General features: G+C 36.9%; 23 protein-coding genes, 2 tRNA genes and 1 other annotated feature. Of the genes, 23 read left to right on the forward strand and 2 right to left on the reverse strand.

The window, feature by feature from the left end:
- Nucleotides 1-20 precede the first annotated feature (20 nt).
- The 6 genes from ACIQ38_RS07250 (at nt 21) to ACIQ38_RS07275 (ending at nt 2,942) form a co-directional block, all read left to right on the forward strand.
- Nucleotides 21-94, forward strand: a tRNA-Arg gene (locus tag ACIQ38_RS07250).
- A 190-nt stretch (nt 95-284) separates the two neighbouring features.
- A tRNA-Arg gene (locus ACIQ38_RS07255) sits at nt 285-358 on the forward strand.
- A 188-nt stretch (nt 359-546) separates the two neighbouring features.
- The gene (locus tag ACIQ38_RS07260) at nt 547-1,020 is read left to right on the forward strand and encodes a VOC family protein (RefSeq protein WP_402820219.1); all 474 of its coding nucleotides are present in this window, start codon (nt 547-549) and stop codon (nt 1,018-1,020) included.
- 101 nt (nt 1,021-1,121) lie between these two features.
- Nucleotides 1,122-1,304: a KGG domain-containing protein gene (locus tag ACIQ38_RS07265; protein WP_402820222.1), complete on the forward strand. Its 183-nt coding sequence runs from the start codon at nt 1,122-1,124 to the stop codon at nt 1,302-1,304.
- Between the two features lie 369 nt (nt 1,305-1,673).
- Nucleotides 1,674-2,123, forward strand: a complete 450-nt coding sequence (locus ACIQ38_RS07270) for a KGG domain-containing protein (protein ID WP_402820225.1) — start codon at nt 1,674-1,676, stop codon at nt 2,121-2,123.
- Nucleotides 2,124-2,384: 261 nt separating this feature from the next.
- A complete protein-coding gene (locus ACIQ38_RS07275) occupies nt 2,385-2,942 on the forward strand; it encodes an integrase (protein WP_402820228.1) in 558 nt (185 codons plus the stop codon).
- Between the two features lie 75 nt (nt 2,943-3,017).
- Here the strand turns inward: ACIQ38_RS07275 and ACIQ38_RS07280 are convergent, their stop codons facing one another.
- Together ACIQ38_RS07280 and ACIQ38_RS07285 are read right to left on the reverse strand one after the other, a co-directional pair.
- Nucleotides 3,018-3,737 (reverse strand): HAD-IIB family hydrolase, encoded by a 720-nt coding sequence (locus ACIQ38_RS07280; RefSeq protein ID WP_402820231.1) that lies wholly within the window; start codon nt 3,735-3,737, stop codon nt 3,018-3,020.
- Entirely contained in the window at nt 3,706-4,929 is a 1,224-nt protein-coding gene (locus ACIQ38_RS07285; protein ID WP_402820234.1) for a glycosyltransferase, read from the reverse strand. The genes ACIQ38_RS07280 and ACIQ38_RS07285 overlap by 32 nt, the downstream gene beginning before the upstream one ends.
- A 142-nt stretch (nt 4,930-5,071) precedes the next feature.
- On the opposite strand from ACIQ38_RS07285, the gene ACIQ38_RS07290 reads away from it, so the two are divergent.
- The 17 genes from ACIQ38_RS07290 (at nt 5,072) to ACIQ38_RS07370 (ending at nt 26,998) form a co-directional block, all read left to right on the forward strand.
- Nucleotides 5,072-6,250, forward strand: coding sequence for a CDP-glycerol glycerophosphotransferase family protein (locus ACIQ38_RS07290; protein ID WP_402820237.1), 1,179 nt, complete (start codon nt 5,072-5,074; stop codon nt 6,248-6,250).
- Between the two features lie 79 nt (nt 6,251-6,329).
- Complete coding sequence (locus ACIQ38_RS07295; RefSeq protein WP_402820240.1) at nt 6,330-7,325, forward strand: hypothetical protein; 996 nt, start codon at nt 6,330-6,332, stop codon at nt 7,323-7,325.
- Nucleotides 7,326-7,465: 140 nt separating this feature from the next.
- Nucleotides 7,466-8,752, forward strand: a complete 1,287-nt coding sequence (gene tig / locus ACIQ38_RS07300) for a trigger factor (RefSeq protein ID WP_402821354.1) — start codon at nt 7,466-7,468, stop codon at nt 8,750-8,752.
- A gap of 159 nt (nt 8,753-8,911) precedes the next feature.
- Nucleotides 8,912-10,180 carry an ATP-dependent protease ATP-binding subunit ClpX gene (clpX, locus tag ACIQ38_RS07305; RefSeq protein ID WP_402820243.1) on the forward strand — a complete coding sequence of 423 codons (1,269 nt, stop codon included), beginning with the start codon at nt 8,912-8,914 and terminating at the stop codon, nt 10,178-10,180.
- A 173-nt stretch (nt 10,181-10,353) separates the two neighbouring features.
- Complete coding sequence (gene lon, locus ACIQ38_RS07310; RefSeq protein WP_402820246.1) at nt 10,354-12,678, forward strand: endopeptidase La; 2,325 nt, start codon at nt 10,354-10,356, stop codon at nt 12,676-12,678.
- Nucleotides 12,675-13,256, forward strand: a complete 582-nt coding sequence (yihA, locus tag ACIQ38_RS07315; protein WP_402820249.1) for a ribosome biogenesis GTP-binding protein YihA/YsxC — start codon at nt 12,675-12,677, stop codon at nt 13,254-13,256. Before lon ends, yihA begins: the two co-directional genes overlap by 4 nt.
- Nucleotides 13,257-13,520: 264 nt before the next feature.
- Nucleotides 13,521-14,885 (forward strand): glutamyl-tRNA reductase, encoded by a 1,365-nt coding sequence (hemA, locus tag ACIQ38_RS07320; protein ID WP_402820251.1) that lies wholly within the window; start codon nt 13,521-13,523, stop codon nt 14,883-14,885.
- Between the two features lie 88 nt (nt 14,886-14,973).
- Entirely contained in the window at nt 14,974-15,804 is an 831-nt protein-coding gene (locus ACIQ38_RS07325) for a cytochrome C assembly family protein (protein WP_402820254.1), read from the forward strand.
- 22 nt (nt 15,805-15,826) lie between these two features.
- On the forward strand, nt 15,827-16,756 hold the full coding sequence (hemC, locus tag ACIQ38_RS07330; RefSeq protein WP_402820257.1) for a hydroxymethylbilane synthase: 930 nt from the start codon (nt 15,827-15,829) through the stop codon (nt 16,754-16,756).
- Nucleotides 16,749-17,513, forward strand: coding sequence for a uroporphyrinogen-III synthase (locus tag ACIQ38_RS07335; protein WP_402820259.1), 765 nt, complete (start codon nt 16,749-16,751; stop codon nt 17,511-17,513). The genes hemC and ACIQ38_RS07335 overlap by 8 nt, the downstream gene beginning before the upstream one ends.
- Complete coding sequence (gene hemB / locus ACIQ38_RS07340) at nt 17,510-18,493, forward strand: porphobilinogen synthase (RefSeq protein WP_402820262.1); 984 nt, start codon at nt 17,510-17,512, stop codon at nt 18,491-18,493. Before ACIQ38_RS07335 ends, hemB begins: the two co-directional genes overlap by 4 nt.
- Nucleotides 18,493-19,785 (forward strand): glutamate-1-semialdehyde 2,1-aminomutase, encoded by a 1,293-nt coding sequence (gene hemL / locus ACIQ38_RS07345; protein WP_402820265.1) that lies wholly within the window; start codon nt 18,493-18,495, stop codon nt 19,783-19,785. The genes hemB and hemL overlap by 1 nt, the downstream gene beginning before the upstream one ends.
- A gap of 830 nt (nt 19,786-20,615) precedes the next feature.
- Nucleotides 20,616-21,374 (forward strand): GTP cyclohydrolase II, encoded by a 759-nt coding sequence (locus ACIQ38_RS07350; RefSeq protein WP_402820268.1) that lies wholly within the window; start codon nt 20,616-20,618, stop codon nt 21,372-21,374.
- A complete protein-coding gene (gene ribD / locus ACIQ38_RS07355) occupies nt 21,367-22,473 on the forward strand; it encodes a bifunctional diaminohydroxyphosphoribosylaminopyrimidine deaminase/5-amino-6-(5-phosphoribosylamino)uracil reductase RibD (protein WP_402820271.1) in 1,107 nt (368 codons plus the stop codon). Before ACIQ38_RS07350 ends, ribD begins: the two co-directional genes overlap by 8 nt.
- Nucleotides 22,470-23,042, forward strand: coding sequence for a 5' nucleotidase, NT5C type (locus tag ACIQ38_RS07360; protein WP_402820273.1), 573 nt, complete (start codon nt 22,470-22,472; stop codon nt 23,040-23,042). The genes ribD and ACIQ38_RS07360 overlap by 4 nt, the downstream gene beginning before the upstream one ends.
- 63 nt (nt 23,043-23,105) lie before the next feature.
- A complete protein-coding gene (locus tag ACIQ38_RS07365; RefSeq protein ID WP_402820276.1) occupies nt 23,106-23,744 on the forward strand; it encodes a hypothetical protein in 639 nt (212 codons plus the stop codon).
- 223 nt (nt 23,745-23,967) lie between these two features.
- Nucleotides 23,968-24,194: a binding site (T-box leader), on the forward strand.
- 161 nt (nt 24,195-24,355) lie between these two features.
- The gene (locus ACIQ38_RS07370) at nt 24,356-26,998 is read left to right on the forward strand and encodes a valine--tRNA ligase (RefSeq protein WP_402820279.1); all 2,643 of its coding nucleotides are present in this window, start codon (nt 24,356-24,358) and stop codon (nt 26,996-26,998) included.
- Nucleotide 26,999 lies beyond the last annotated feature (1 nt).

Here is a 26,999-nt window from a genome sequence, read left to right on the forward strand (position 1 = left end):
TGTGTGGTGGGGGAGTACTTGTCTCAGTAGCTCAGCTGGATAGAGCAACGCCCTTCTAAGGCGTCGGTCGGGAGTTCGAATCTCTCCTGGGACGTTATGAAAAATCCCTTCTAATTGTTAGGTTAGAAGGGATTTTTAAATGAAATAGTTATATTGGTTCTCCGTGACAGAAATAAAAAAAGCTTTAAAAAATTTCTTGAAAAGGTTGAATTTTAATTAATTTCCTTTATAATAAAAAAGAAGGTAATTTTGGTTTTCATACTAAATATTTCTTCAATACATATGTCTCAGTAGCTCAGCTGGATAGAGCAACGCCCTTCTAAGGCGTCGGTCGGGAGTTCGAATCTCTCCTGGGACGTCTCTAGGTTTTATAAAAGCCAACAATAGAACGCATCAAATCCTTATTTATCAGGAATTTGATGCGTTTTTCTTATTGGAAAATTGTCTGTGGTAGGTACTTATTATATTGTAGGTAGTTTAAGTATTTACCGATGTGATTGTTTATCTTTCTGTTAAGAAGGGGAACGATTTGTAGGAGGGATACAAATGATAGCAATTACACATATAGGTTTATCTGTGCCCGATATTGAAGGGGCTATTAAATGGTATGAAGAAATATTAGATTTTAAGTTGATAGCAGGTCCTTACTCCTTTTATTCAAAAGATGAAAGTAAGCATAATATGACAAACGATTTGCTCGGAGATAACATTATCAAAATGCGAAATGCTCATATGATATCGGGTAATCAAGTTGGAATAGAACTATTTGAATTTCAAGAACCCCGAATAACAAAAAGAAAGATGAATGATTTGGGAGGCTACTTTCATATTTGTTTAATAGCAGATGATATAGAACAGCTAGCTGAAAAAATAGAAAGCTCCGGTGGGAAAAGACGTAGCGATATATGGAATGTTTGGGAAGGTAAGCCTTATTACTTGGTTTACTGTGAAGATCCATTTGGAAATATAATTGAACTTTATAATCGAAGTACAGAAATTATGTATGCCAATAAAGATTAATAGGAATCTATGTAATTCATATGTTTATTTCCGTTATTGTTGGGAATATAAAGAATAAGCTTGATTACAAGCTAGAGAAAATTTAGAGGAGGAATTTAATAATGGCTAATAAGCAAAACAATCGCAACAAAAACAGCAACCAAAATATGACTGTAGAAGAAGCGGGACGCAAAGGCGGAGAAGCTACCTCTAAGACTCATGGTCGCGAATTTTATGAGGAAATCGGCCGTAAAGGTGGAGAGGCTCGTAGTAAACAGCGTGATAATCAAAAAGACAAGAATTAATTAGTAAAAAGATAAAATTTCTACTTAATTTAAAAACGATAAAAGACAGTCTTTAGTCAGGGATATCGACTAAAGACTGTCTTTTTGTGTGTAAAAGTAGGGAGAATCTACAATAATAGACTTCCACCAGTAATTAAAAGATATTTGTAATCGGTTGATTGTCTTTTTTTCAACTTTATTACTTTAATAGAGAACAATGAGCAATTCGGTTTACTCGCTAAAGTTGACGCCTGTGAAGTCTTACAAAATGAATTTTAACTAAACAATAAAGTAAAAAATAAAATAGTATGTTTAGTTATATATAAAGGTGGAATATAAAGAGTAAGCTTGATTTCAAGCTTGATAAAAATCTAGAGGAGGAATTTATTAATGGCTAACAAGCAGAACAATCGCAACAGAAACAATGATGAAAACATGACTGTCGAAGAAGCGGGACGTAAAGGCGGAGAAGCTACCTCTAAAAATCATGATCGTGAATTTTACGAAGAAATTGGAAGAAAAGGCGGAGAAGCTACCTCCGAAAATCACGACCGAGACTTTTACGAAGAAATTGGTCGGAAGGGCGGAGAGGCTACCTCGGAAAATCATGACCGAGACTTTTATGAGGAAATCGGTCGTAAGGGTGGAGAGGCAACTTCAGCAAACCATGACCGAGATTTTTATGAAGAAATTGGATCAAAAGGCGGAGAAGCGCGGAGCAATCAACGCGACAACAACGACAATAATAATGACGATGGTAAAATGAGTAGAGAAGAAGCAGGACGTAAAGGCGGAGAAGCACGGAGTAGACAACGTAATAACAAAAAAGATAATGATTAAATAATAGATTAATATATAATGTAATTTAATAAGTTTTATAAAGGACACGCTTTAATCAAAAATCGATTGAAGCGTGTTCTTTTCTGTTTCCTCTTACTTTGAGTAACCTCGTTTTAGTTAGTATATATAAAGTTCAGTTCTTCTTTGTTGAATTAATAATAATATTATTATATATTTATTTTTGTTGAAAAAAATCATGAAGTTTATCATATACTATTAAAAGTGTTTTTATATTAGATGTGAGGAGAAACAGATAAATAAATGAAAAATAAATGCAATGAGACATATATTCAGCAGTTGATCAAATCCACTATGCAAGCTGTCGGAATGGAAGTTGAATTGAAACAAGATAACTCTGGCATAAATATGAGTTATAATTTTATTGGTCATTATGTTGGATTTGACGTGAACCGTTTGGTAGAAGCAAGTAAAGAAATGCAATTACCGATTTCTCTTGAATTATATATTAAAATAATTACAATGCATGAATTAGGTCATGCGATTGACCGCGATGCATTATTAAATACATTATCGCGGACACTCGAGATTTTTGATAAAAAAAATAGTCATTCTTTATATGAGCTTTATAATAATATCGATTTGCTTGCGATGCTTATTGAGGAGCATGAGATGAATATTGTTTTTGAGGAAACTGCTTGGGAAAATGCCAAGCAACTTAATGTACAATTTAACATTGTGGATGAGGATATGTTTGAAGCTGTAAGAGCACATAGTCTTTCAACATATAAGAGTTTATATGAAGAAGATTTGCATTTATACGAGGAGCTTGTTGCTTTACAAAATGCACAAATCGCTTAAAGGCTATCATTTGAAACATCAGAAAAGAATTTATTTTAATTGCCAACCGGATATTTCTGCTCCGGTTGGTTTTTGTTATTTGAAGAAATGTAACCAAGCTTCATGAATACCTCCTGCGAAATGCTGGGACGCTCGATAAAGAAGTGGATGGTCATTCATATCGATTAGTTCACTCTGTGCATTTCCAACTATGACAGAAGGGTAGCCACGGGAGAGCATGTCTAAATCATTTCCAGAATCTCCTGCAACGAGAACTTGAACATCCTTATCAAAATAATTGTGAAGAGCATATACTAATGCTTCACCTTTACCGCTATTGGGAGGAAGTATATCCACATCACGATTAGAACTAAAGATGAATTTATGAGGAATATTCTCCTCATATAATGTTTTTTTAAACTCATTTACTACTTCCACATTCTCATAGACTGTAAACGAAATACGCTTATCATTTGGAAGAACCTGTCTCTTAAGAGGCGGGAATTTATGGGCGATCTGATTAATTTTTTGGGGATACCAACTCTTTTGGACTTTATTGGTCCACACCTGATCTTCTATTAAATTGTGTGATGTATAAATGGCAGTCCCGACATCTGTAATAAGAATATCTGGTGGTGGTAAATTTTCCTCTGCCATTAAGGTAGAAGCAGAGGCTAAATGTCTACCAGTAATATATATAACTCCTACATCAAGCGCTAATTGCTTATAGTAGAATTGTAATTTTTGAAGTGCGCCGCTATCCCCAACTAGTGTACCATCTAAATCAGTTGCTAACACGAAAGATTTTTTTCTCATCTATTACCACCTCATACAAAATATCCATCCTTTTGGCTAGAATAGACCAATTGAATTCTTGATTTGCAAAAACTGCTGCACTTTTTCCGAGTTTTTTTGAATAATTTCTATTGGATATTAATGTTTTCATAGCTTGCGCTAAATTATTTTCATTTTCTTTTTCAGTATGCAGTCCTGTTATTCGGTTTTTCACTACGTCTGTTAAGCCTCCTACTTTTGAAGCAATGACTGGGCAACCACAGGCTTGTGCTTCCGCAGCAACCATACCAAAAGATTCATAAAAAGAAGGTACTATTACAGCGGTAGCATGATTAAATATGGTTGCAAGTTGTTTTTGAGATTTCGCCCCCAGGAAGTCAATTCTATTTTCAAGTCCGCGAATTGCCGCTTTTAGTTTTTTATCCTTAGGTAATTTGTTGGATAAATCAACAGAAGTTGGATCACCGCCCGCAATAACAAGTTTTGTTGTAATTGGAATATCATATTTTTCCACCACCAAACGGAAAGCATCTACTAATGTGTAAATTCCTTTTGTAGCTTGCAATCTTCCTGCAAACGCAAGATAAGGAGGTAAGGCTTTCTCTTTTTTACAATGGAATGGACGAAAAGCACGATCCACCCCGATAGGAATAACTTTTATCGGAGAAGGATTTACCACAAATTTATGGATTAAATTCTTTTCGTTTTTAGTTGTAGCAACAATATAATCAGCAGAACTTAATATCATTTTTTCTGTATTGAGTCTTAAAGGTTCCGTAATTCCAGTTGCTGATTCTTTTGCTATTCCTAATGAATGATTTGTATGAATCCAAGGTATTTTATAATCCGCTTTTACAAAAGAGCCTAACAATCCTGATAACCAGTAGTGTGTATGAATTAGATCATATGTTGGAAGAGGTAGGATTGTTGTCATCTCTTCGTAAAAAGCTGGTAGTAAATTATATAATTCACTTTTCGGAACGAAACTTCTATTACCCGCTCCTATACGGATAACTCGACAAGAATGCCCGAAATTTTCTATCGGTGGATCTAGTGGATTACTCCAATGTGTCACAACATCCACAGTATTACCTTCATTTTCAAGTGCTAAGGCTAGTTGTTTTACATAGTTATTTTGCCCTCCAGCTTGTTCGCTACCTAATGGCGCCAATGGATCTCCATGATCTGATATAAATAATACATTCTTATTCATGTACTGCTTCCCCTTTCATATGTTTAGAAACTATTAAATTAGGCTATTAAATTACTATTCCTTATTTCAGCAAAGTTAAACATAATTTGTTTTATTTTGTATAAATAGGGAGATAGAATAATAAAGAAAGGAGTTATACATAATGGAGTTAAAGACTAAGAAAACGCTTGATCCGTTAATAGTATTTATAAAAGTAATAGCAGCATTTCTTCTATCTAAATTGCCTTCCAAGAAGCATAAAAAAAGTATTGTGTTAGTAGGAGGAAATTTAGGGGAGAAATACGAAGATAACGCGTCTGTGTTTCACCGACATTTAGTAGAACATTATAGTAATGAGATGGACATTTACTGGATGTATGATCCTAAAACAACTTATGTAAGAGAGCAAGGTATACCAGGTGGGGTAGCTTTGGGAAGCTTTCAAAACTATTTGCTGTTTTTTAAGGCTGATTTCTCCTTCCACGGTCATTCAATTATTTATGACATTGCTCCTTCTATCGATAAGTACATATTCTTAAATAAAAAAACTATTATGATTCATATTAGTCATGGAATTGAATGCTTTAAAAAGATTCTTATTCAAAAAGAAGACATACCACTACTTGATCGTTGTAATTATTTTAACTGTGCATCTCAATATGAAAAAAACATCAAGCTTCATCAGTGGGGGATACCAGAAGAGAAGCTAATAGTAACAGGGATGGCCCGTTTTGACCGGTTTGGTCCCAATAGACCTGCGAAAACAGTAAAGCATATTCTCCTTATGTTCACCTGGAGAGAATGGCTATTCGATTTGTCAGAGGAGGAATTTTTAGAGAGTGATTATTTCCGATCTACATTGGATATTTTTCAAGATCAACGAATGGAGGAACTGATTTCTACTTATAATCTTCATGTAAAAGTAATGTTGCATCCATTTATGAAGAAATTTGAACATTATTTTAAAAAGGTTGACATTAGAGGAGGGAAAATTGAGTTTTATAGCTTTGATGAAATATCGATTGGTGATGAGATTATAGAAGCGGATATGTTACTTACAGATTATTCTAGTATTTCATGGGATTTTCTATATATGAATAAACCAATTGTCTTTTTTACATTTGACCAAGAGGAGTTTATAAAGATGAGAGGCTCTTATTTGGATTTAAATAAAGATTTATATGGATATAAGGCTAATACGATAGATGAGGTAATTGAATTTATGTTTCATATAATTGTAAATGAAAATACGATAAATCCATTTTACAGGAAAGCTTTCGACTATATTGACTTCTTTGACAGAAATAACTGCGAAAGACTTAGTGTGGAAATTTTCAGATAAAAGTTAACAGGATATAGAAAAATAATAGAACATGATATAGTATATAGGTATATATTGAAAAGAAAGGCAGGCGAGTAAAATGAAAAAAAGGCAACATATTCCAAAAACAAAAGAAAATATAATCTTTTTTCCAGGGATGGTCGAAAAGTTAGTTGCAGATGGGTTAGCCTTTGCAGAAGTTAATAATCATATAGAGGCAGCTAAATGTTTTGATCAAGCAAGTGAACATATTGAGCTAGACGATACGATCCTAAGTGTATACATACTTTCTTTGTTAGAAACTAATCGTCAACAGGAAGCAAAACTTATATGCGAGAATTTATTGAAAAAAAAATCACCTTTGTTTGAACAAATCGTGGAACTATACTTAACTATCTTACTCGACCTTAGAGCTTATCATGAAGTTGATCGCGTATTAAATAAATTACTAGTTGATAATAGGTTTACGAATGAAAGAAAGAAAAATTTCTTGCAACTAAAAGAATTAAGTGGACGACTTGCAAAAGAACAGGATAATTATCTCACCACTGAAGATTATATTAATCCTATTGCGGACAAACAAAAATTTGCATTGGAAGAGTACTTAAAACTAAGCTTTATAGAAAAAGAAGCTTTGTTACAAGAAGCTTTTCATAGAGATATAACAGAAGTAATACCTAACATTATTGAAATTGCCAAAAGCCAAAAAGTACCCCCTGCTATTCAAACGCTCGCACTATTACTTCTAGGCTCTAATGGGGAGACAACCGAGATACTGGTTGAAAAGTTTGGTTTTAAAGAAAAGGTGAACCCAATTTCACCTCCAAGCCCAAATGGAATGGAAAGAATAGAGCCAATCAAGAAATATATCCATAACATATTAGAAAAAGACCCTTCCAAGTTGCAATTGACGGTAGGATTAATACATAGCCATGCATATGCATTATTTCCATTTGATTGGGCAGGATATAGCGATGAAGCGGTAGCAGAAGCGTACGTAAATTTTGTGGATACGTTATTTGGAAATGAAAGTGTACGACCGGATAAATTGTACGAGTTGATCAAATTATTGGAAGCTTCAACTGAAGGGACCTGAGTATTAATAGTGTTGAAAGTCTATTCATCTATGCTATAATATACAAGTTGTCAATATAATTAGTGTATAATCGCCCTGTATTTAATTATGCAGGCTGCTAAATTATTGTAAATTATTTTTTGGAGGTAGAATATATGTCAATGGATCAGACTGTAAAATGGGAAAAACAAGAAGGCAATAATGGATTATTAACTGTAGAAGTTGCTGCAGCAGAAGTATCAAAAGGTTTAGACCAAGCGTTTAAAAAAGTAGTAAAACAAATTAATGTACCTGGTTTCCGTAAAGGGAAAATGCCACGTCCAATGTTCGAAAAAATGTATGGTGTGGAATCTTTATTCCAAGATGCATTAGATATTATTCTTCCACATGCTTATGGGCACGCTGTTGAAGACGCTGGAATTGATCCAGTAGATCAACCGGAAATCGATATCGTAACAATGGAAAAAGGACAACCTTTAGTATTCACTGCAAAAGTTGTTGTAAAACCAGAAGTAACTTTAGGCGACTATAAAGGTTTAGAAGTAACTAAATTAGACGAAGCTGTAACAGACGAAGAAATCGAAGAGCAACTAAAAAACCAACAAACTCGTTTAGCTGAGTTAGTTGTAAAAGAAGATGCAATCGTAGAAGGCGATACTGCTGTAATCGACTTTGAAGGTTTCGTTGATGAGGTTGCATTTGAAGGTGGAGCAGGAACAGACTACCCACTAGAAATCGGTTCTAACTCATTCATTCCAGGTTTCGAAGAACAATTAGTAGGTGTAAAAACTGGAGAGTCAAAAGACGTTGAAGTAACTTTCCCAGAAGAATACCATGCTGCTGAACTAGCAGGTAAACAAGCAATTTTCAAAGTGACTGTGAAAGAAGTTAAAGGAAAAGAACTTCCTGAACTAAACGATGAACTTGCGAAAGAAATCGATGCAGAAGTAGAAGGTATCGATGCTTTACGTGCGAAGCTAAAAGAAGTTACTGCTGAAGAGAAAAAACAATTAGCAGCTCAAACACTTCGCGACAACTTAGTTGAAGCTGCAGCAGCTAATGCAACAATTGATATTCCAGAAGCAATGATTACGACAGAAACTGATCGTATGCTTCAAGAATTTGGTCAACGTTTAGAGCAACAAGGGATGAACTTAGATCTTTATTATCAATTCTCAGGTCAAGATGAAGCAGCTTTACGTGCTCAAATGGCAGAAGATGCAAACAGCCGCGTAAAAGTTTCTTTAACGCTTGAAGCGATTGCTGAAAAAGAAGGTTTAGAATCTACAGAAGAAGATGTAAATGCAGAGCTTGAAAAAATGGCTGCACAATTCAACATGGCTGCTGAAGATATCAAAAAAGCACTTGGTGGTACAGCGGTACTTGAAAACGACATTCGTTTCCAAAAAACAGTTGAATTCTTAGTAGAAAACGCTAAAATTTCATAATAAGGGAAGAAAGCGTTATAATATAAAACAAGGTACAGCAATATTGTCTGTGCCTTGTTTTATACCATACATAGGTTACACGGATATAAAACATAAACGTATTATTTGATTACTCAATAAGAATCTTGTAAGATAATTGCTTGAATAGGGGTGAATATTTTGTTCAAATTCAATGATGAAAAAGGGAACTTAAAATGTTCTTTTTGTGGAAAACCACAAGAACAAGTTCGCAAGCTCGTAGCAGGACCAGGTGTATATATTTGTGATGAATGTATCGACTTATGTTCTGAAATTGTAGAAGAAGAGCTTGGTATTGAAGAAGAAGTAGAATTTAAAGAAGTTCCAAAACCAAAAGAAATTTTATCTATTTTAGATGAGTATGTAATCGGGCAGGAAAGAGCAAAAAAATCACTGGCCGTTGCGGTGTACAACCATTACAAACGCATCAATTCAAATAGTGTCATCGATGAGGTAGAGTTATCTAAATCGAATATCGTTCTGATTGGACCTACTGGTAGTGGTAAAACATTATTAGCTCAAACATTAGCACGTATTTTGAACGTACCATTTGCTATTGCAGATGCGACTTCCTTAACGGAAGCGGGCTATGTTGGGGAAGATGTCGAAAACATCCTGTTAAAACTTATCCAGTCTGCGGATTATGATATTGAAAAAGCAGAAAAAGGGATTATTTATATCGATGAAATAGATAAAGTAGCACGTAAATCTGAAAATCCTTCTATTACTAGAGACGTTTCAGGTGAAGGTGTTCAACAGGCACTTCTAAAAATCTTAGAAGGTACTGTAGCAAGTGTTCCTCCACAAGGTGGTCGTAAGCATCCACATCAAGAGTTCATTCAAATTGATACAACGAATATTTTATTTATCGTTGGCGGTGCATTTGACGGAATCGAGCAAATCATTAAACGCCGTCTAGGTGAAAAAGTAATTGGTTTTGGTGCGGATCCGAATAAAGTGGAAATAGAAGCAGGTTCGGTACTTAGTCAGTTAATTCCTGAAGATTTACTGAAATTTGGACTAATTCCAGAGTTTATCGGTCGTTTACCAGTGCTTGCAAGCTTAGAACAGCTAGACAATGAAGCGCTTGTACAAATTTTAACGGAACCTAAAAACGCTCTTGTGAAGCAATATCAAAAAATGATTGAATTGGATAATGTGAAGTTGACATTTGAAGATGAAGCATTAATCGAAATTGCCAAAGAAGCAATTGAGCGTAAGACTGGTGCACGTGGTCTTCGTTCTATCATCGAAAATATTATGTTAGATGTGATGTATGAGTTACCATCACGTGAAGATATTGTAGAGTGTGTCATCACGAAAGAAGCTATTACAGAAAAAGCGCGTCCAAGACTATTGTTAGAAGACGGCACTGAAGTAGGAAAAGATAACGAAAAAACATCTGCATAACGTAGTGTTAATATAAGCTGGCTTCCAATCTGCGCGTGCTTAGCGCAAGCAAGGATGTCAGCTTTTTCTTCTTATGTTTCCTTTTGGAGAAAATAGGGGAGAGCAGTATAGAGAGGTTGAACCGTATTTTATGATACGATTCGGACAGAATAAGTTGGAGGTGACTTCCCGAAATGACAAACAAAAATATGACCTATTATCCAGTATTACCTCTTAGAGGCTTATTAGTATTTCCTACAATGATTCTTCATATTGATATTGGGCGTGAACGTTCGATTGCAGCTTTAAACGAAGCAATGTTACGTGAAGAAAAATTGTTTTTATCAGCACAAAGAGATATGACATTAGAGCAACCAATTATGGAAGATTTATATGATGTAGGTGTAATTGCAACTGTAAAACAAATGGTGAAGCTCCCAAATGGAACAATGCGTGTTTTAGTAGAAGGCGTGCAACGCGCGATTTGGGATGATTATAAAAAAACAGATACGTTTGATGAAGTTACTGTGTCTGCCTATATTGAACCGGAAAAAGCAGATCAGGAAGAAGAAGCGCTTATGCGTACGTTACTACATAATTTTGAAAAGTATTCAAAGGTATCCAAAAGCGTCTCAGAAGAAACATATAATGCCGTAGTTGATATTGAGGAACCTGGCCGGTTGGCAGATATGATTGCATCTCATTTACCTCTAAAAGTGGCAGGCAAACAAGAAATTCTAGAAATAATGGATGTAAAAGAGCGTTTAGAAGTATTGATCGGACGTCTATATAACGAACAAGAAATACTAAATTTAGAACAGAAGATTCATACGCGTGTCAAACATGCGATGGAACGGACACAAAAAGAGTTTTATCTTCGTGAGCAGATGAAAGCGATTCAAACTGAGCTTGGAGAAAAAGAAGGTAAAACTGGAGAAGTTGCAGAGTTAAAAAAGCGAATTGAAGAAGCTGGCCTACCCGAAGCTACTAAAAAGAATGTATTAAAAGAATTAAATCGCTATGAAAAACTTCCGTCACAGGCGCCAGAAAGTGGCGTTATCCGAAATTATATCGATTGGATTGTTTCCATTCCTTGGTCAAAATCAACAGAAGATCAATTGGATATTAAACGTTCGGAGCAAATTTTAAATCGAGACCATGAAGGTTTGGAGTCTGTAAAGGAAAGAATTTTAGAATATTTAGCCGTTCGCCAGTTAACAAAATCTTTACGTGGACCTATTCTTTGTTTAGCAGGGCCACCTGGTGTCGGTAAAACTTCCCTTGCGAAGTCTATTGCGGAGTCATTAGGTCGTAATTTTGTTCGTATTTCATTGGGTGGGGTTCGAGATGAATCTGAAATTCGCGGGCATCGCAGAACGTATGTCGGTGCAATGCCGGGACGCATTATTCAAGGGATGAAAAAAGCTGGGACCATTAACCCGCTATTTTTGTTAGATGAGATCGATAAAATGTCAAATGACTTCAGAGGAGACCCTTCTGCAGCGATGCTAGAAGTGTTAGATCCGGAACAAAATAATACGTTTAGTGACCATTATATTGAAGAAACCTACGATTTATCGAACGTATTATTTATTGCTACGGCCAATGATTTAAGTACTATTCCTGGTCCATTACGAGATCGTATGGAAATAATTTCTCTTGCTGGATATACAGAAATGGAAAAAGTTTCTATAGCCAAAAATCATTTATTACCAAAGCAAATAAAAGAGCATGGCTTAACTAAATCTCAGCTTCAATTGAAAGACGATGCGATTATTGATCTTATTCGCCATTTTACACAAGAAGCAGGGGTACGTGGGTTAAATCGTGTACTAGCAAATGTTTGCCGAAAAGCAGCACTCCAAATCGTTTCTGGTGATAAAAAACGTATTATTGTTTCAACGAAAAATTTAGAAGATATGATTGGTAAACGAAAATTCAGATTCGGTTTAGCGGAGACTGAAAATCAGATAGGTGTTGCAACAGGGCTAGCCTATACAACTGTTGGTGGTGATACATTGCAAATTGAAGTGTCTTTGTCTGCAGGAACTGGAAAACTTCAACTAACTGGGAAGCTAGGGGATGTCATGAAAGAGTCTGCTCAAACGGCCTTATCGTATGTTCGCTCTAAAGCAGAGGAATTTGGTATTGATCCGTCATTCCATGAAAACAAAGATATTCATATTCATGTACCAGAAGGCGCAGTTCCAAAAGATGGACCGTCTGCCGGAATTACAATTGTTACGGCTCTGGTGTCGGCTTTGTCGAAACGTCCGATCAAACGAGAAATTGGAATGACTGGGGAAGTAACATTAAGAGGAAGAGTACTACCAATCGGTGGATTAAAAGAAAAAACATTAAGCGCACATCGCGCGGGATTAACAACGATTATTTGCCCAAAAGATAATGAACGTGATATTGAAGATATTCCAGAAAGTGTTCGTGAAGTATTAACATTTCATTTTGTTTCCGATGCGCAAGAGGTGCTTCAATTAGCATTGGAGGAGACAACAAAATGAAAATTAATAATGTAGAGCTACTTATAAGTGCTGTAAGACCAGCGCAATATCCAGAAGGGGATCTGCCAGAATTCGCGTTAGCAGGACGTTCGAATGTGGGGAAATCATCTTTTATCAATAAAATGATTGGTCGAAAAAGCATGGCGCGTATTTCATCCAAGCCAGGGAAAACACAAACATTAAATTTTTATAAATTAGAGGAAGATTTACTGTTTGTGGATGTACCTGGTTATGGTTATGCGAAAGTATCTAAATCAGAACGTGCTGCGTGGGGTAAAATGATTGAAACGTATTTCACCTCCCGTAATGTATTAAAAGCAGTTGTGCTTCTTGTAGATTTACGTCATCCCCCGACGGCAGATGATTGCATGATGTATGACTTTTTAAAGCATTATAATATCCCTTGTATCGTCGTTGCGACAAAAGCCGATAAAATTCCTAAAGGTAAATGGGATAAGCATAAAAAGATTGTCAAAGATGAACTGCAAATGGAAAAAGGCGACCCGCTTGTCGTATTCTCTTCGGAAACAGGTCTAGGCTTCGACACTGCTTGGGCAGAGATTGAAAGTAGAATGTAATTCATTTGTGGCTGCCTGATTACTTAGGTGATTAAAAAAGATTATGTAGGGTAATATATCTCTACATGATCTTTTTTATTGCTAATTTTCTGCAAATTCCGCATACGAGCTATTGCCTTGTAATAGGCAGGGTTGTTTGTTAAAATTATTTTATAATCATTCTAATTAACAATTCATAGCTTGTTCACAAATGGTTTAAAACATGCGGAAAAGCTATGCTATAATAGGGCTAATGAAATGAACGTGAAAGGGAGACATGATTCCATGCATACTATCGTGGTAGGTGTCAATTACCGTACTGCTCCAGTTGAAATTCGAGAAAAGTTATCATTTGTCGAAACAGAGCTGCCGAATGCAATGCGGGCACTACAAGGACAAAAAAGCATACTTGAAAATGTCATTGTATCTACTTGTAATCGTACAGAAATATATGCGACAGTAGATCAATTACACACTGGTAAATACTATGTTAAGCAATTTTTGGCGAACTGGTTTGATATACCATTAGAAGATTTATCTAGCTATTTGTTTATCCATGAAGATAACGAAGCGAACAACCATCTGTTCCGTGTTACAGCAGGGGTCGATTCCATGGTACTTGGCGAAACACAAATACTAGGCCAAGTGAGAAAAAGTTTTCTTAATGGGCAAGAAAATGGAACAACTGGAACTGTTTTTAACCAACTGTTCAAACAAGCGGTGACATTCGCAAAACGGGCACATTCTGAAACGGCTATTGGTGAAAATGCTGTCTCTGTTTCTTATGCAGCGGTAGAGCTTGGAAAGAAAATTTTCGGCACGCTAAAATCTAAACACGTAGTTATTTTAGGGGCCGGAAAAATGGGCGAGCTTGCTATTCAAAATTTGCACGGTAGTGGTGCAGAAAAAGTAACGGTGATTAATCGTACTTTTGAAAAAGCTCAAGAGCTTGCAGAGAAATTTGATGGAAATGCAAAACCAATGGACGAGTTGCAATGCGCTTTACTAGAAGCAGATATTTTAATCAGTTCAACAGGTGCTACAGAATTCGTCATTGATTTCGAATTAATGCAGTTTGTAGAGCGATTACGCAAAGGTAAACCACTTTTTATGGTGGATATTGCAGTGCCGCGCGATTTAGACCCGAGAATTGGTGATTTACCAAATGTCTTTTTGTATGATATCGATGATTTACAAGGAATTGTCGAAGCGAATTTGGCGGAGCGTGAACGAGCTGCCAATCAAATTAATCAAATGATCGGAACAGAAATTGAACAATTTAATGATTGGATCGCAACACTTGGAGTTGTTCCAATTATTTCAGCACTTCGTCAAAAAGCGAATAAAATACAAGCCGAAACAATGGTTTCTATTGAAAATAAAATGCCAGGTTTAACAGAACGCGAGCGGAAAATTTTAAACAAGCATACGAAATCCATTATTAATCAGCTTATAAAAGAGCCAATTTTGCAAGTGAAAGAATTATCCACTGCAAAAGATTCGGTTGATCAGCTTCAATTATTCCAACAAATTTTTGGGATTGAAGAAGATGTCCAAAAAGAAGTAATCGAGCAAGCTCAAAAAGCAAAAATCAGTTTAAAAAATGCTTTAATGGAGTCTCAAAAATTAGAAGGAAATTTATCCTTCTAACAAAGAAAAAAGGGAGGTGTTTTTTATATCTGTATGGAAACTAATAGATATATAAAGCACCTTTTTATTATGTTAAGGGAGATTAGATATGGCTGATTTGACGATGACAAGGCTTCACGAGATAATGGTCGTCCTCCAGTCCGTTAGTCTTGTTTTTTATTTTATCGATTATTTGAATAAAGATCGTCATGCACACCGAATCGCGGTGCGACTACTTTCCATTGTTTGGATATTGCAAACGGTGTTTTTAGTTTTGTATATAGTGGAAACAAAGCGTTTTCCGATATTATCCTTGTTTGAAGGAATCTATTTTTATGCATGGTTAATCATCATATTATCCCTAGTTTTGCAAATTATATTCCGCTTAGATTTACCTGCATTCTTTTTGAATGTAATCGGATTTATCTTTATGACAATTCATACCTTTGCACCAAATCAAATTGAACAGTCTGCTGTTGGTGATACACTGCGATCTGAGTTATTATTTATTCATATTACATTTGCGCTATTAGCATATGTAGCTTTTTCTTTATCCTTTGTTTTTTCGACATTATACTTAATCTTATATCGTGTACTAAAAAAGAAAAAATGGACGAAACAATTTTCTAGATTACCATCTTTACAACAAGCAGAATCAGGGATGTCATTATCTATTATAGTAGGAGTTCCCCTGTTGTTTGTAAGTTTAGTTCTTGGGTTAGAATGGGCATATGTATCGTTGGAAGTATTTTCGATTGTTGATTTTAAAATTGTCAGTTCTTTTATTCTATTGGTAATATATATTTTTGTTTTAGTGATTAAAAAGCGAGCTAGATTTTCAGGGACAAACTATGCATGGGTTCATATATATGCATTTTTATTTGTTTTAATCAATTTTTTATTGGGAAGTCAATTCTCACAATTCCATTTATGGTATTAAAGAAAAGAGAGGTAGCGAAGTTATGCGTAAAATTATTGTTGGTTCTAGAAGAAGTAAGTTAGCTTTAACACAAACGAATTGGTTTATACAACAAATGAAAGATATGGGGTCTCCTTTTGAGTTTGAAGTAAAAGAGATTGTGACAAAAGGAGACCAAATTTTAGATGTGACATTGTCTAAAGTTGGCGGAAAAGGCCTTTTTGTAAAAGAAATTGAACAAGCATTATACGACAAAGAAATCGATTTTGCAGTACATAGTATGAAAGACATGCCCTCTGTATTACCACCAGGTTTAGTGATGGGGTGTACGCCTAAACGAGTGGATGAGCGAGATGCATTTATCTCTACAAACCATGTAAAGTTTGCGGATCTCCCAAAAGGAGCAATCGTTGGAACGAGTAGTTTACGAAGAAGTGCTCAATTGTTATTAATGCGTCCAGATATTGAGATTAAATGGATTCGGGGAAATGTAGATACAAGACTTCAAAAACTTCAAGATGGCGAATACGATGCGATTATTTTAGCAGCAGCAGGACTTAAACGCCTTGGCTGGAGTGATGAGGTAGTGACGGAGTATTTGTCACATGAAGAATGTATTCCTGCAGTAGGACAAGGATCTTTAGCAATTGAATGTCGTGAAGATGATGCTGAATTACTGGCAGAGCTTGCAAAGCTTTCTGATAAAGAAACTTGGGATGCTGTTCACGCAGAGCGTGCGTTTTTAGCAGCAATGGATGGTGGTTGCCAAGTACCAATAGCTGGGCATGCGGTTATTCACGGGGATGAAATTACGATGACCGGATTAGTAGCGGCTCCGGATGCATCTGTTGTATATAAAGAAGTAGTAACAGGCACTGATGCAGAAACAGTAGGAAAAGAAGTAGCACGCCTAGTTACAGAGCAAGGAGCATATGACTTAATCCAACAAGTAAAGGCAGATTTAAATGTCTAAGCAGCAGCCTTTACAAGACGAGCATGTCATATTTACCGGCATACTACGATCATCTGACGCAGTGGATTTAACGTTACGATTAGGAGGAAATCCAGTAATTGCTCCTTTAATAACGACACAAGAGATCGTTACTCTAGATGATAAGCAAAAATTATTCGCTTGTTACGAATATGATTGGCTCATTTTCACAAGTCAAAGTAGCGTTCATGCATTTTACTCCAAAATAAAGCAGTATGAAATAGATGTTTCTTCATTAAAAGCTAAAATTGCAGTAGTTGGATCAAAAACAGCGTGTGCAATAGAAAGTTTAGGTTTACACGTCAATTTTACGCCTACAATTTTTAGTGCAGATGTTTTTGTCAAAGAGTTTCCAGCGGTTTCAGCTGCACATGAAAGCTGTCTGTTTTTAAAGGGGAATCTTGCGAAAAACACGATTGTCGACGGTTTACCTAATATAATTGATACGTGGACTATCTATGAAACAGTGGAAGTAGATGAGAATTCGGAACAAGTTCGAGCACTTCTAGAGAGTGGTGAAAGCTGTTCGGTTATTTTCACAAGTCCATCTACTGCGAATGTGTTCCAACGAAGTATAGGGGTTCATACAGGCTATGATCGATTTACAATATGTACAATCGGTCATATTACGAAAAACTATTTAGAATCATTAGGTGCGACTGTTCAAGTGATGCCAGAAACGTATACATTGTTAGATGTAGTAAATAAATTAGCAGAGTGGAAAGGAAGAGTGCAATGACAGAGTTAGTATTTCAACGTCATCGTCGATTAAGAAAAACAGCTGGTATTAGAGCAATGGTAAAAGAAACATATTTACATAAAGAAGATTTAATCTACCCGATATTTGTAATAGATGGGGAAAATATTAAAAATCCAGTAGCTTCTATGCCTGGTGTGTTTCAATTTTCTTTAGACCGTTTAGGAGAAGAAATTGATGAAGTAGCATCATTAGGAATTCCTTCTGTTATTTTATTTGGACTTCCTGCAGAGAAAGATGCGGTTGGTTCCCAAGCGTACCATGATCATGGTATTGTGCAAAAAGCAACGCGTTTTATAAAAGAACGTCATCCTCACTTAGTAGTCATTGCAGACACTTGCCTGTGCGAATTCACGGATCATGGGCATTGCGGTGTAGTCGATGCTAATGAGCGAATTTTAAATGATCCTTCCCTTGATTTATTAGCTAAAACGGCAATAAGCCAAGCTGAGGCAGGTGCAGATATCATTGCACCATCAAACATGATGGACGGGTTTGTAACTGCTATTCGTCATGGTTTAGACGCAGCAGGATTTGAAGATGTGCCGATTATGTCTTATGCGGTAAAATATGCTTCCGCGTATTATGGTCCATTCCGTGAAGCGGCAGATGGAGCACCAAAATTCGGCGACCGTAAAACATATCAAATGGATTACTCGAATCGTTCAGAAGCACTTCGCGAGGCAACTTCTGATATCGAAGAAGGTGCGGATATGCTAATCGTGAAGCCGGCACTTGCTTACTTAGATATTATTCGCGATGTGAAAAATAACTTCGATGCACCAATCGTTGCTTATAATGTGAGTGGCGAATATGCCATGGTAAAGGCAGCTGCGATCAATGGTTGGATTAATGAAAAAGAAACAGTACTAGAAACGTTAACAGGAATGAAACGTGCCGGAGCAGACATTATTTTAACATATCATGCAAAAGATGTTGCACGTTGGTTGGAGGAGAAATAATGACAAAATCATATGACTTATCTAAACAAGCGTTTACAGAAGCGCTAACATTAATGCCAGGTGGGGTGAATAGCCCTGTTCGCGCATTTAAATCCGTTGATATGGAACCAATTTTCATGGAAAGTGGGAAAGGCGCCATTTTAACAGACATCGACGGAAACGAATATATCGATTATGTATTATCTTGGGGTCCACTTATTTTAGGACATACAGAACCGAATGTAGTAAAAGCGATTCAAACTGTTGCGGAAACTGGTACTAGTTTTGGAGCTTCGACTTTAATCGAAAACAAATTGGCTAAACTCGTAATGGAACGCGTTCCGTCTATCGAAATGGTGCGAATGGTTTCTTCTGGTACAGAAGCGACAATGAGTGCACTTCGCTTAGCACGTGGGTACACAGGAAGAAATAAAATATTGAAATTTGAGGGTAGTTATCACGGTCATGGAGATAGCCTCCTTATTAAAGCAGGTTCTGGAGTCGCTACGCTTGGTTTACCAGATAGTCCTGGTGTTCCTGAGTCGATTGCAAAAAACACGATTGCAGTACCTTATAATGACTTAGAGAGCGTGCGTCACGTATTCGAGAACTTTGGTGATGATTTAGCAGCAGTTATTTTGGAGCCTGTAGCAGGAAATATGGGCGTCGTACCACCAGTTGAAGGCTTTTTAGAAGAGCTTCGCCAGTTAACAGAGCAAAATGGAACTTTGTTAATCTTTGACGAAGTAATGACTGGATTCCGAGTTGGTTACAATTGTGCACAAGGTTATTTTGGCATTACACCAGATTTAACTTGTCTTGGAAAAGTAATCGGCGGCGGTCTACCTGTTGGTGCTTTCGGTGGAAAACGTGAAATAATGGAAATGATCGCTCCAAGTGGTCCTGTATATCAAGCCGGAACACTTTCCGGAAATCCGCTTGCGATGACAGCTGGCTATGAAACACTTTCTCGTTTAAATGAAGATACCTATAAATATTTCATCAAACTAGGTGATCAATTAGAAAAAGGTTTCCGTGAAGCGGCAACCAATTATAATATTCCACATACAGTCAATCGAGCAGGTTCGATGATCGGGTTCTTCTTTACCAATGAAGACGTAATTAATTTTGATACAGCGAAAACATCTGATTTGGAGCTATTCGCTAAATATTTCCGTCTAATGGCAGAAGAAGGCATTTATCTACCACCATCTCAATTTGAAGGCTTGTTCTTATCAAGTGCACATACCGAAGCACATATTGAAAAAACGGTACAAGCATTCCACACTGTATTTGAAAAACTAGCAAGATAATACAAAGGGCCTTGTAAACGCAAGGCCCTTTGTATTATCTTATAGGAATTTAGGAAGTAGAGGATATGTTATTGTATAGGGATACTGCACGGTAGCAAGCTTAATAAGGAGACCGCTATATTTTCGCCGGTCGAGTGATAAGCCACTACGTCGCTAACGTTCTTGCAGGTCTCACAGTGGTATACATAATTCCAAAAAATGGCTAAGGGCAATCAAAAAGGTATTGAAAGCAACTAATTTCAGTACGAAAGCAACTAAACTCAGCATGGAAGCAACTAAATTGCCGATGAGAGCAACTAATTCAATACAATAGCTCTTTACTTGGATTGAGACGATCATGATTTAAGCGGATTATAATAAGAATATGTCTAAAAGCCCATAGAACTTGCCTAGCCGGCATTTGCTCGACTATTTTGTCGAGTTCCCAGTCTATATTGTCTCACTCAACCATTTATTGTTAATTCCAGACACTGATAAGTTAGTGATTTCCATTGATTTTCGCTGCAGGGCGGCGACTCCGAAGGGATTAAGTGAGTAAGATGAGACTTCACAACGTACGCGCGTAGGCGCGGCGGTGAAGGCTCATCACTCACCCCACGGAAAGCATCCGTCCTGCAGCGAAAATCACAGTGGATTCTAATAGAGCAATATAAGACGCATTGTCCCCATAATGCGCAACAAGGTTATCTAGTCTCGTTTCGCCATTCATCTTTTAGACCAACATATTTGACATTATTCAATTACTAAAATATAATTGCTTACGAAAAGTAATCTATATAGAATAATATAGATGAAAACGTAATTTAGTTACAAGAAAAGAGGAATATAGCATGGTCAATATGCAAACTGTTACAAATGACGCTATTAATGTTTTAAAAGATAAAATTCAAGTACTTAAAGCAGAAGAAGGTTCTATCTATTTAGTTGGACCTATCCGACTTCCTGTTAATTTACACGGAGAAACAGTTAACTTCCAGTGGTACTGCTGGTTAAATAGCAAAGAAGAAACAGAAGACATCGGTCAAATCATTGATAATTTATCTTCTGCTAATTTGGCGGAGTATCAGCAATCGAGTGTACTCGTATATGGTGATTTCCACAATGATGCAGAAGCGTTAATTCGTATGCATTCTATTTGCCATACGGGCGATATTTTCGGAAGCAAACGTTGTGACTGTGGCTTCCAATTAAAACAATCCATGCAAATGATTGTGGACAATGGTTCAGGTGCACTATTTTATTTAGCAAACCATGAAGGTAGAGGAATTGGTTTATTTAGTAAAGCAATGGCATATATCCTTCAAGAAAATGGTTCAGATACAGTAGAAGCAAATGAAAAACTAGGATTTGTAGATGATTCAAGAAATTATAGTGATGCGATTGAAGTGTTAAAAGCATTGCGTGCAAAACCGGTGACGTTAATCACGAACAATCCGAAAAAACTTAAAGCATTGCAAGACGCAGGACTTTCCGTTTCTGGGCGTACACCTTTATGGGGCGATGTGTCGGAATATAATGAGCGCTACCTACAAACGAAAATCAAACGTTCAGGACATTTGGAGGAAGAAGGTACATTCCTACATGACTAATCATGCTTTTTATATGAATCTTGCGCTGCAAAATGCGCAAGCCATGAAAGGACAAACAGATCCTAACCCACTCGTTGGAGCAGTGATTGTCAACGAAAATCGAATCGTTGGTGTAGGAGCTCATATGAAAGCTGGTGAGCCCCATGCAGAAATTCACGCGATAAGAATGGCAGGAGATAAAACAGTAGGCGCAACGATTTATGTAACACTTGAGCCTTGTTCCCATCACGGGAGAACTGGTCCATGTGCAGAGGCAATCGTAAAAGCAGGAATAAAAACGGTTGTCATTGCAACATTAGACCCTAATCCCATCGTATCTGGACGAGGAGTCAAAATTTTAGAAGATGCAGGTATCGAAGTAATTGTAGGTGTAGAAGAAGATGCTTCTCGTAAAATGAATGAAGTATTTAACAAATTCATCGTTGAAAACAAACCGTTCGTTACATTGAAATCAGGCATTACGCTTGATGGAAAAATCGCTTCACATACAGGTCATAGTAAATGGATTACTTCAGAAGATGCAAGACTTGACGTTCATCATTTACGCAATGAACATATGGCGATATTAGTAGGGATTAACACGGTCATTGCAGACAATCCAGAGTTAACTACACGAATCCCAAACGGTAGAAATCCACTTCGAGTTGTGCTAGATTCTTCTTTAAGAATCCCCCTAGAATCGAAATTGGTGACGGATAAGCTTGCTGATACATGGATCTTTACAAGTGCAAACTATGATGAAGAGAAGAAAGTTGCTTTAGAAACATTAGGTATTACTATTTTCCATACGTCTGATCCGAGCCATGTAAATCCATTGGAAGTCGTAACTATTCTTGGAGAAAAATCAATTTCTTCACTGCTTATAGAAGGAGGAGGTACGGTTAACTCCGCATTTCTAGAAAACAATTTAATCGATAAAGCAGTTATTTATATCGCTCCGAAATTAATCGGTGGAAAAAATGCACCTTCATTTCTTGGTGGTACTGGAATTGAAAATATGGATGAAGCAGTAGAATTAATGGATACGGAAATTGTAAAAATCGGGAAAGATTTTAAGTTTGTCGGATATCCAGTTTACAAAAGAGGGATAATAGAATGAGATTTGGGTTCGATATTGATGATACATTAATCAATCTTCGTGAGCATGCTTTTCAACTGTATAATAAAAAATTAAATCAAAATATTGCACTAGATATTTTTCATTCGTTGAACAAAGTAGAAATCCACGAGCCTTTTGGAATGACTGCAGAAGAAGGGTCTCAAATGTGGAACAACTCTTTAGAAGAAATATATTATACGAATTGTCCACCTTATCCGGATGCTGTAGAAATGTTACAGCAATTAACTGATGATGGACATGAAGTTTTTTATATAACAGCAAGACCGGCCGAGCATGGTGAACGGACAAAAACATGGTTAAGAGAACAAGGCTTTCCAGTTAAAGATGAAAATTTTCACTGTGGGATGAAAGATCAAGAAAAAGTAGCGATCATTCAAGAGTTAAGGTTGGATTATTACTTCGATGATAAACCGGACGTATTAAACACACTCGCTGATTGTCAAACGAAAGTATATGTGAAAACACAATCTTATAATAAGCATTTAACTATTCCGAGATTTTCTGATTGGTCTGAATGGAAGCAGCTCGTAGAGGAACGGAACCGCTAGTAAAAGTGAGTTCTATTCCTTCCTAATTTTTCATAAGTTGTCCTATATGAAGGAGGATGACAAATGGAAGTAAAAAATTGGGATGTAAAAGAGCAGTTTCTTTTTCCTGCAAGCTTTGGTGTGCCAAAAGAAGTAAGAACAGTGGCAGTTACGCCGCAATTTGAACAAAAAGAAACAGAAGAAGCTATCCAAATTATAGGGATTTACCATATTACCTGTCATGTTGAGTTTGAAGAAGGTGAACATGCACATCATGCTACGAGTGAAGTGACTCAAATTGAGGATTTAGATGTGCAAGGTGAAGTAGGTTATTTTGAATATGCTGTACCAATGAGTATAGAAATTGCTAAGGATAAAATACGGTCAGGCAGTTCACCTACTTTGAACGTTCAACATGTGAAGACGAGAAAAACAGAGCATGCAGCGATTGAAATTGCATGGTCTGTTCATTGCGAATTTGAAGGTCCTAACCAAGAAGAAATCGAACTCGAAATTGAGATCGAGAAAAAAATAGAATTGGAACCGATATCGGAAGAAAAAGAAACAAAGGAAACAAAGGAAACAAAAGAAACACCTGAAAACGAACAGGCAAAAAGAGAAGAGTCAGAACTTCAATTCATTTTGGATTTGGATGATGGCTACTCAAAGCTTTCGTTTCCATCAAATTATGTCTCTGTAAAAACAAAAACAGAGGAAGAGTAACAAAACAAGTATTAAGATGTCCCATGTGGTTGGGACAATTAAAACACGTATTACTTGAAAACCACAAATAGGAATAATAACACCTTTACAATAAAACCGTGTTTTCCGTAGCCAATCAGGTAGTAAATAAGGATTATAGCCTTTTCTTTTCATAATTTTCTCCTTTCACGAGACTTGACTTGACGACATATGATAAGATTAGGTACAATATGGACATCTAAATAATGATGCAATGAATGGGAAGAGTAAAATGACCTGGTTATCAAAAGAAAGGAAACAACTTGCTGAAATGTTTCTGTTAATCACCGTTTGAAGGTAGCCCATGAGCAGCATTTGTGAACTAAGAGTAGCAAATGCCGGTTTGAAGCCGTTATCGAATTGAGAGCGTGATGTGCATTTTGGCATCTGCGAATAAAGGTGGTACCGCGAACAAACTCCTTCGTCCTTTAATGACGACAGGAGTTTTTTTATATTTGTTCAAGTGTGAACGAATATAAAGCCTCCGGCGGATGTCACAGATTTTGTAAGGAGTTAATCGAGCTTGCTCGATTCAAAATCTGGACGCAATTACGCCGAGGCGTAATTGATATTCTTTTTGAGGAGGAAAAAATATGACAAACGAAACAACGATGCCTACGAAGTACGATCCTCAGTCGATTGAAAAAGGTCGATATGAGTGGTGGCTAGAAGGGAAATTCTTCGAAGCTCACCCAGAAAGTGATAAAAAACCGTATACAATTGTAATACCACCACCAAACGTAACTGGAAAATTGCATTTAGGTCATGCTTGGGATACTACTCTACAAGATATTCTAATACGTATGAAACGTATGCAAGGGTACGATGCACTTTGGTTACCAGGTATGGACCATGCAGGTATTGCGACACAAGCAAAAGTAGAAGAAAAGCTACGTTCAGAAAATATTTCTCGTTACGATCTAGGTCGCGAAAAATTTGTCGAAGAAACATGGAAATGGAAAGAAGAATACGCTGGTCATATCCGTGCACAATGGGCAAAACTAGGACTTGGTCTAGATTACTCACGTGAGCGTTTCACATTAGATGAAGGTTTATCAAATGCCGTAAAAGAAGTTTTCGTTAAGCTATATAATAAAGGACTTATTTACCGCGGTGAGTACATTATTAACTGGGATCCTGCAACAAAAACGGCCCTATCCGATATTGAAGTAATTCACAAAGATGTACAGGGTGCATTTTATCATATGCACTACCCCCTAACAGATGGTACTGGTTCTATTGATATTGCCACAACTAGACCAGAAACGATGCTTGGGGATACTGCAGTTGCGGTACATCCAGAAGATGAGCGTTATAAACATTTAATCGGGAAAACAGTGAAGCTACCAATCGTAGGTCGTGAAATTCCAATCGTTGGAGACGACTACGTAGATATGGAATTTGGTAGTGGAGCAGTGAAAATTACACCTGCACATGATCCGAATGACTTTGAAATTGGAAACCGCCATAATTTAGAACGAATTTTAGTTATGAATGAAGATGGTACGATGAATAAAAACGCAGCATCTTATGACGGAATGGATCGTTTTGATTGCCGTAAACAAATCGTCAAAGATTTACAAGATGCAGGTGTTTTATTCAAAATTGAAGAACATCTTCACTCTGTTGGACATTCAGAGCGTAGTGGAGCAGTTGTAGAGCCATATCTTTCTTTACAATGGTTCGTTAAAATGCAACCACTAGCAGAAGAAGCAGTGAAGCTTCAACAAGCGGAAGAAAAGGTAAACTTTGTACCTGACCGCTTTGAAAAAACATATTTAAATTGGATGGAAAACATCCATGATTGGTGTATCTCTCGCCAATTATGGTGGGGTCATCGAATTCCAGCTTGGTACCATAAAGAAACAGGCGAAGTATATGTTGGACACGAAGCTCCGGCAGATGCGGAAAACTGGAATCAAGATGAAGACGTGCTAGATACTTGGTTCTCCTCTGCACTATGGCCATTCTCTACACTAGGCTGGCCAAACGCTGAAAATGAAGAGTTCAAAAAATATTATCCAACGAATGCGCTTGTAACTGGTTATGATATTATATTCTTCTGGGTTTCCCGTATGATTTTCCAAGGTGTTGAATTTACAGGAACTCGTCCTTTTGAAGATGTATTAATCCATGGACTTGTTCGCGCAGAAGATGGTCGTAAAATGTCTAAGTCGCTTGGAAATGGGATAGACCCAATGGACGTGATCGACCAATACGGTGCCGATTCTCTACGTTATTTCTTAAGTACTGGTTCATCACCAGGGCAAGATTTACGTTATTCTACAGAAAAAGTAGAAGCGGTTTGGAACTTTGCCAATAAAATTTGGAATGCATCTCGTTTTGCATTGATGAATATGGACGGCTTGAAATTTGAAGAAATCAATCTAGATGGCAAAAAATCAGTTGCAGATGCATGGATTTTAACTCGCCTAAACGAAACGATTGAGCAAGTAACAAGACTGTCAGAGAGATATGAGTTCGGCGAAGTAGGGCGTGCACTATATAACTTTATTTGGGATGATTTCTGTGACTGGTATATTGAAATGTCGAAGCTACCGCTAAACGGAGACGACGAAGAAGCGAAGAAAATGACTCGCTCTGTACTAGCATATGTTTTAGATAATACAATGAGACTATTACATCCGTTTATGCCGTTCATTACAGAAGAAATTTGGCAAAACCTACCGCACGAAGGAGAGTCTATTACATTAGCCGCTTGGCCAACTGTAAATGAAGCTCTTTCCAATAAAGAAGAAGCAGCTAGCATGAAATTGCTTGCAGAAATCATTCGTTCTGTACGTAATATCCGCTCGGAAGTACAAACGCCAATGAGCAAGAAAGTGCCATTATACATTTCCGCGAAAGATACTGATACTTTAGCTGTGCTAGATGCCAATGCCAAATATTTAGAGCGTTTCTGTAATCCGGAACCACTAGTAATAGGGCAAGATTTAGAAGCACCTGGTCAATCAATGTCAGCAGTTGTAACTGGAGCGGTATTTTATCTTCCATTACAAGGGTTGATCGATATTGATGCAGAAAAAGCCCGTTTAGAAAAAGAATTAGAAAAGTGGGCAAAAGAAGTGAAGCTCGTTCAAGGAAAATTATCGAATGAACGCTTCGTATCCAAAGCTCCAGAAGCAGTCGTTGCAGAAGAACGTGCAAAAGAACAAGATTATTTAGAAAAACATGCAACCGTGTTAAAACGTTTGGAAGAATTGAATAATCTGTAAG

Source organism: Psychrobacillus sp. NPDC096389 (genome assembly GCF_044762855.1).
GTDB lineage: Bacteria > Bacillota > Bacilli > Bacillales_A > Planococcaceae > Psychrobacillus.

Bases quoted from the DNA above. Each gene is read 5' to 3' on its own strand.
- ACIQ38_RS07260 (WP_402820219.1), top strand. From the start codon at position 547: ATGATAGCAATTACACATATAGGTTTATCTGTGCCCGATATTGAAGGG.
- ACIQ38_RS07265 (WP_402820222.1), top strand. From the start codon at position 1,122: ATGGCTAATAAGCAAAACAATCGCAACAAAAACAGCAACCAAAATATG.
- ACIQ38_RS07270 (WP_402820225.1), top strand. From the start codon at position 1,674: ATGGCTAACAAGCAGAACAATCGCAACAGAAACAATGATGAAAACATG.
- ACIQ38_RS07275 (WP_402820228.1), top strand. From the start codon at position 2,385: ATGAAAAATAAATGCAATGAGACATATATTCAGCAGTTGATCAAATCC.
- ACIQ38_RS07280 (WP_402820231.1), bottom strand. From the start codon at position 3,737: ATGAGAAAAAAATCTTTCGTGTTAGCAACTGATTTAGATGGTACACTA.
- ACIQ38_RS07285 (WP_402820234.1), bottom strand. From the start codon at position 4,929: ATGAATAAGAATGTATTATTTATATCAGATCATGGAGATCCATTGGCG.
- ACIQ38_RS07290 (WP_402820237.1), top strand. From the start codon at position 5,072: ATGGAGTTAAAGACTAAGAAAACGCTTGATCCGTTAATAGTATTTATA.
- ACIQ38_RS07295 (WP_402820240.1), top strand. From the start codon at position 6,330: ATGAAAAAAAGGCAACATATTCCAAAAACAAAAGAAAATATAATCTTT.
- tig (WP_402821354.1), top strand. From the start codon at position 7,466: ATGGATCAGACTGTAAAATGGGAAAAACAAGAAGGCAATAATGGATTA.
- lon (WP_402820246.1), top strand. From the start codon at position 10,354: ATGACAAACAAAAATATGACCTATTATCCAGTATTACCTCTTAGAGGC.
- yihA (WP_402820249.1), top strand. From the start codon at position 12,675: ATGAAAATTAATAATGTAGAGCTACTTATAAGTGCTGTAAGACCAGCG.
- hemA (WP_402820251.1), top strand. From the start codon at position 13,521: ATGCATACTATCGTGGTAGGTGTCAATTACCGTACTGCTCCAGTTGAA.
- ACIQ38_RS07325 (WP_402820254.1), top strand. From the start codon at position 14,974: ATGGCTGATTTGACGATGACAAGGCTTCACGAGATAATGGTCGTCCTC.
- hemC (WP_402820257.1), top strand. From the start codon at position 15,827: ATGCGTAAAATTATTGTTGGTTCTAGAAGAAGTAAGTTAGCTTTAACA.
- ACIQ38_RS07335 (WP_402820259.1), top strand. From the start codon at position 16,749: ATGTCTAAGCAGCAGCCTTTACAAGACGAGCATGTCATATTTACCGGC.
- hemB (WP_402820262.1), top strand. From the start codon at position 17,510: ATGACAGAGTTAGTATTTCAACGTCATCGTCGATTAAGAAAAACAGCT.
- hemL (WP_402820265.1), top strand. From the start codon at position 18,493: ATGACAAAATCATATGACTTATCTAAACAAGCGTTTACAGAAGCGCTA.
- ACIQ38_RS07350 (WP_402820268.1), top strand. From the start codon at position 20,616: ATGGTCAATATGCAAACTGTTACAAATGACGCTATTAATGTTTTAAAA.
- ribD (WP_402820271.1), top strand. From the start codon at position 21,367: ATGACTAATCATGCTTTTTATATGAATCTTGCGCTGCAAAATGCGCAA.
- ACIQ38_RS07360 (WP_402820273.1), top strand. From the start codon at position 22,470: ATGAGATTTGGGTTCGATATTGATGATACATTAATCAATCTTCGTGAG.
- ACIQ38_RS07365 (WP_402820276.1), top strand. From the start codon at position 23,106: ATGGAAGTAAAAAATTGGGATGTAAAAGAGCAGTTTCTTTTTCCTGCA.
- ACIQ38_RS07370 (WP_402820279.1), top strand. From the start codon at position 24,356: ATGACAAACGAAACAACGATGCCTACGAAGTACGATCCTCAGTCGATT.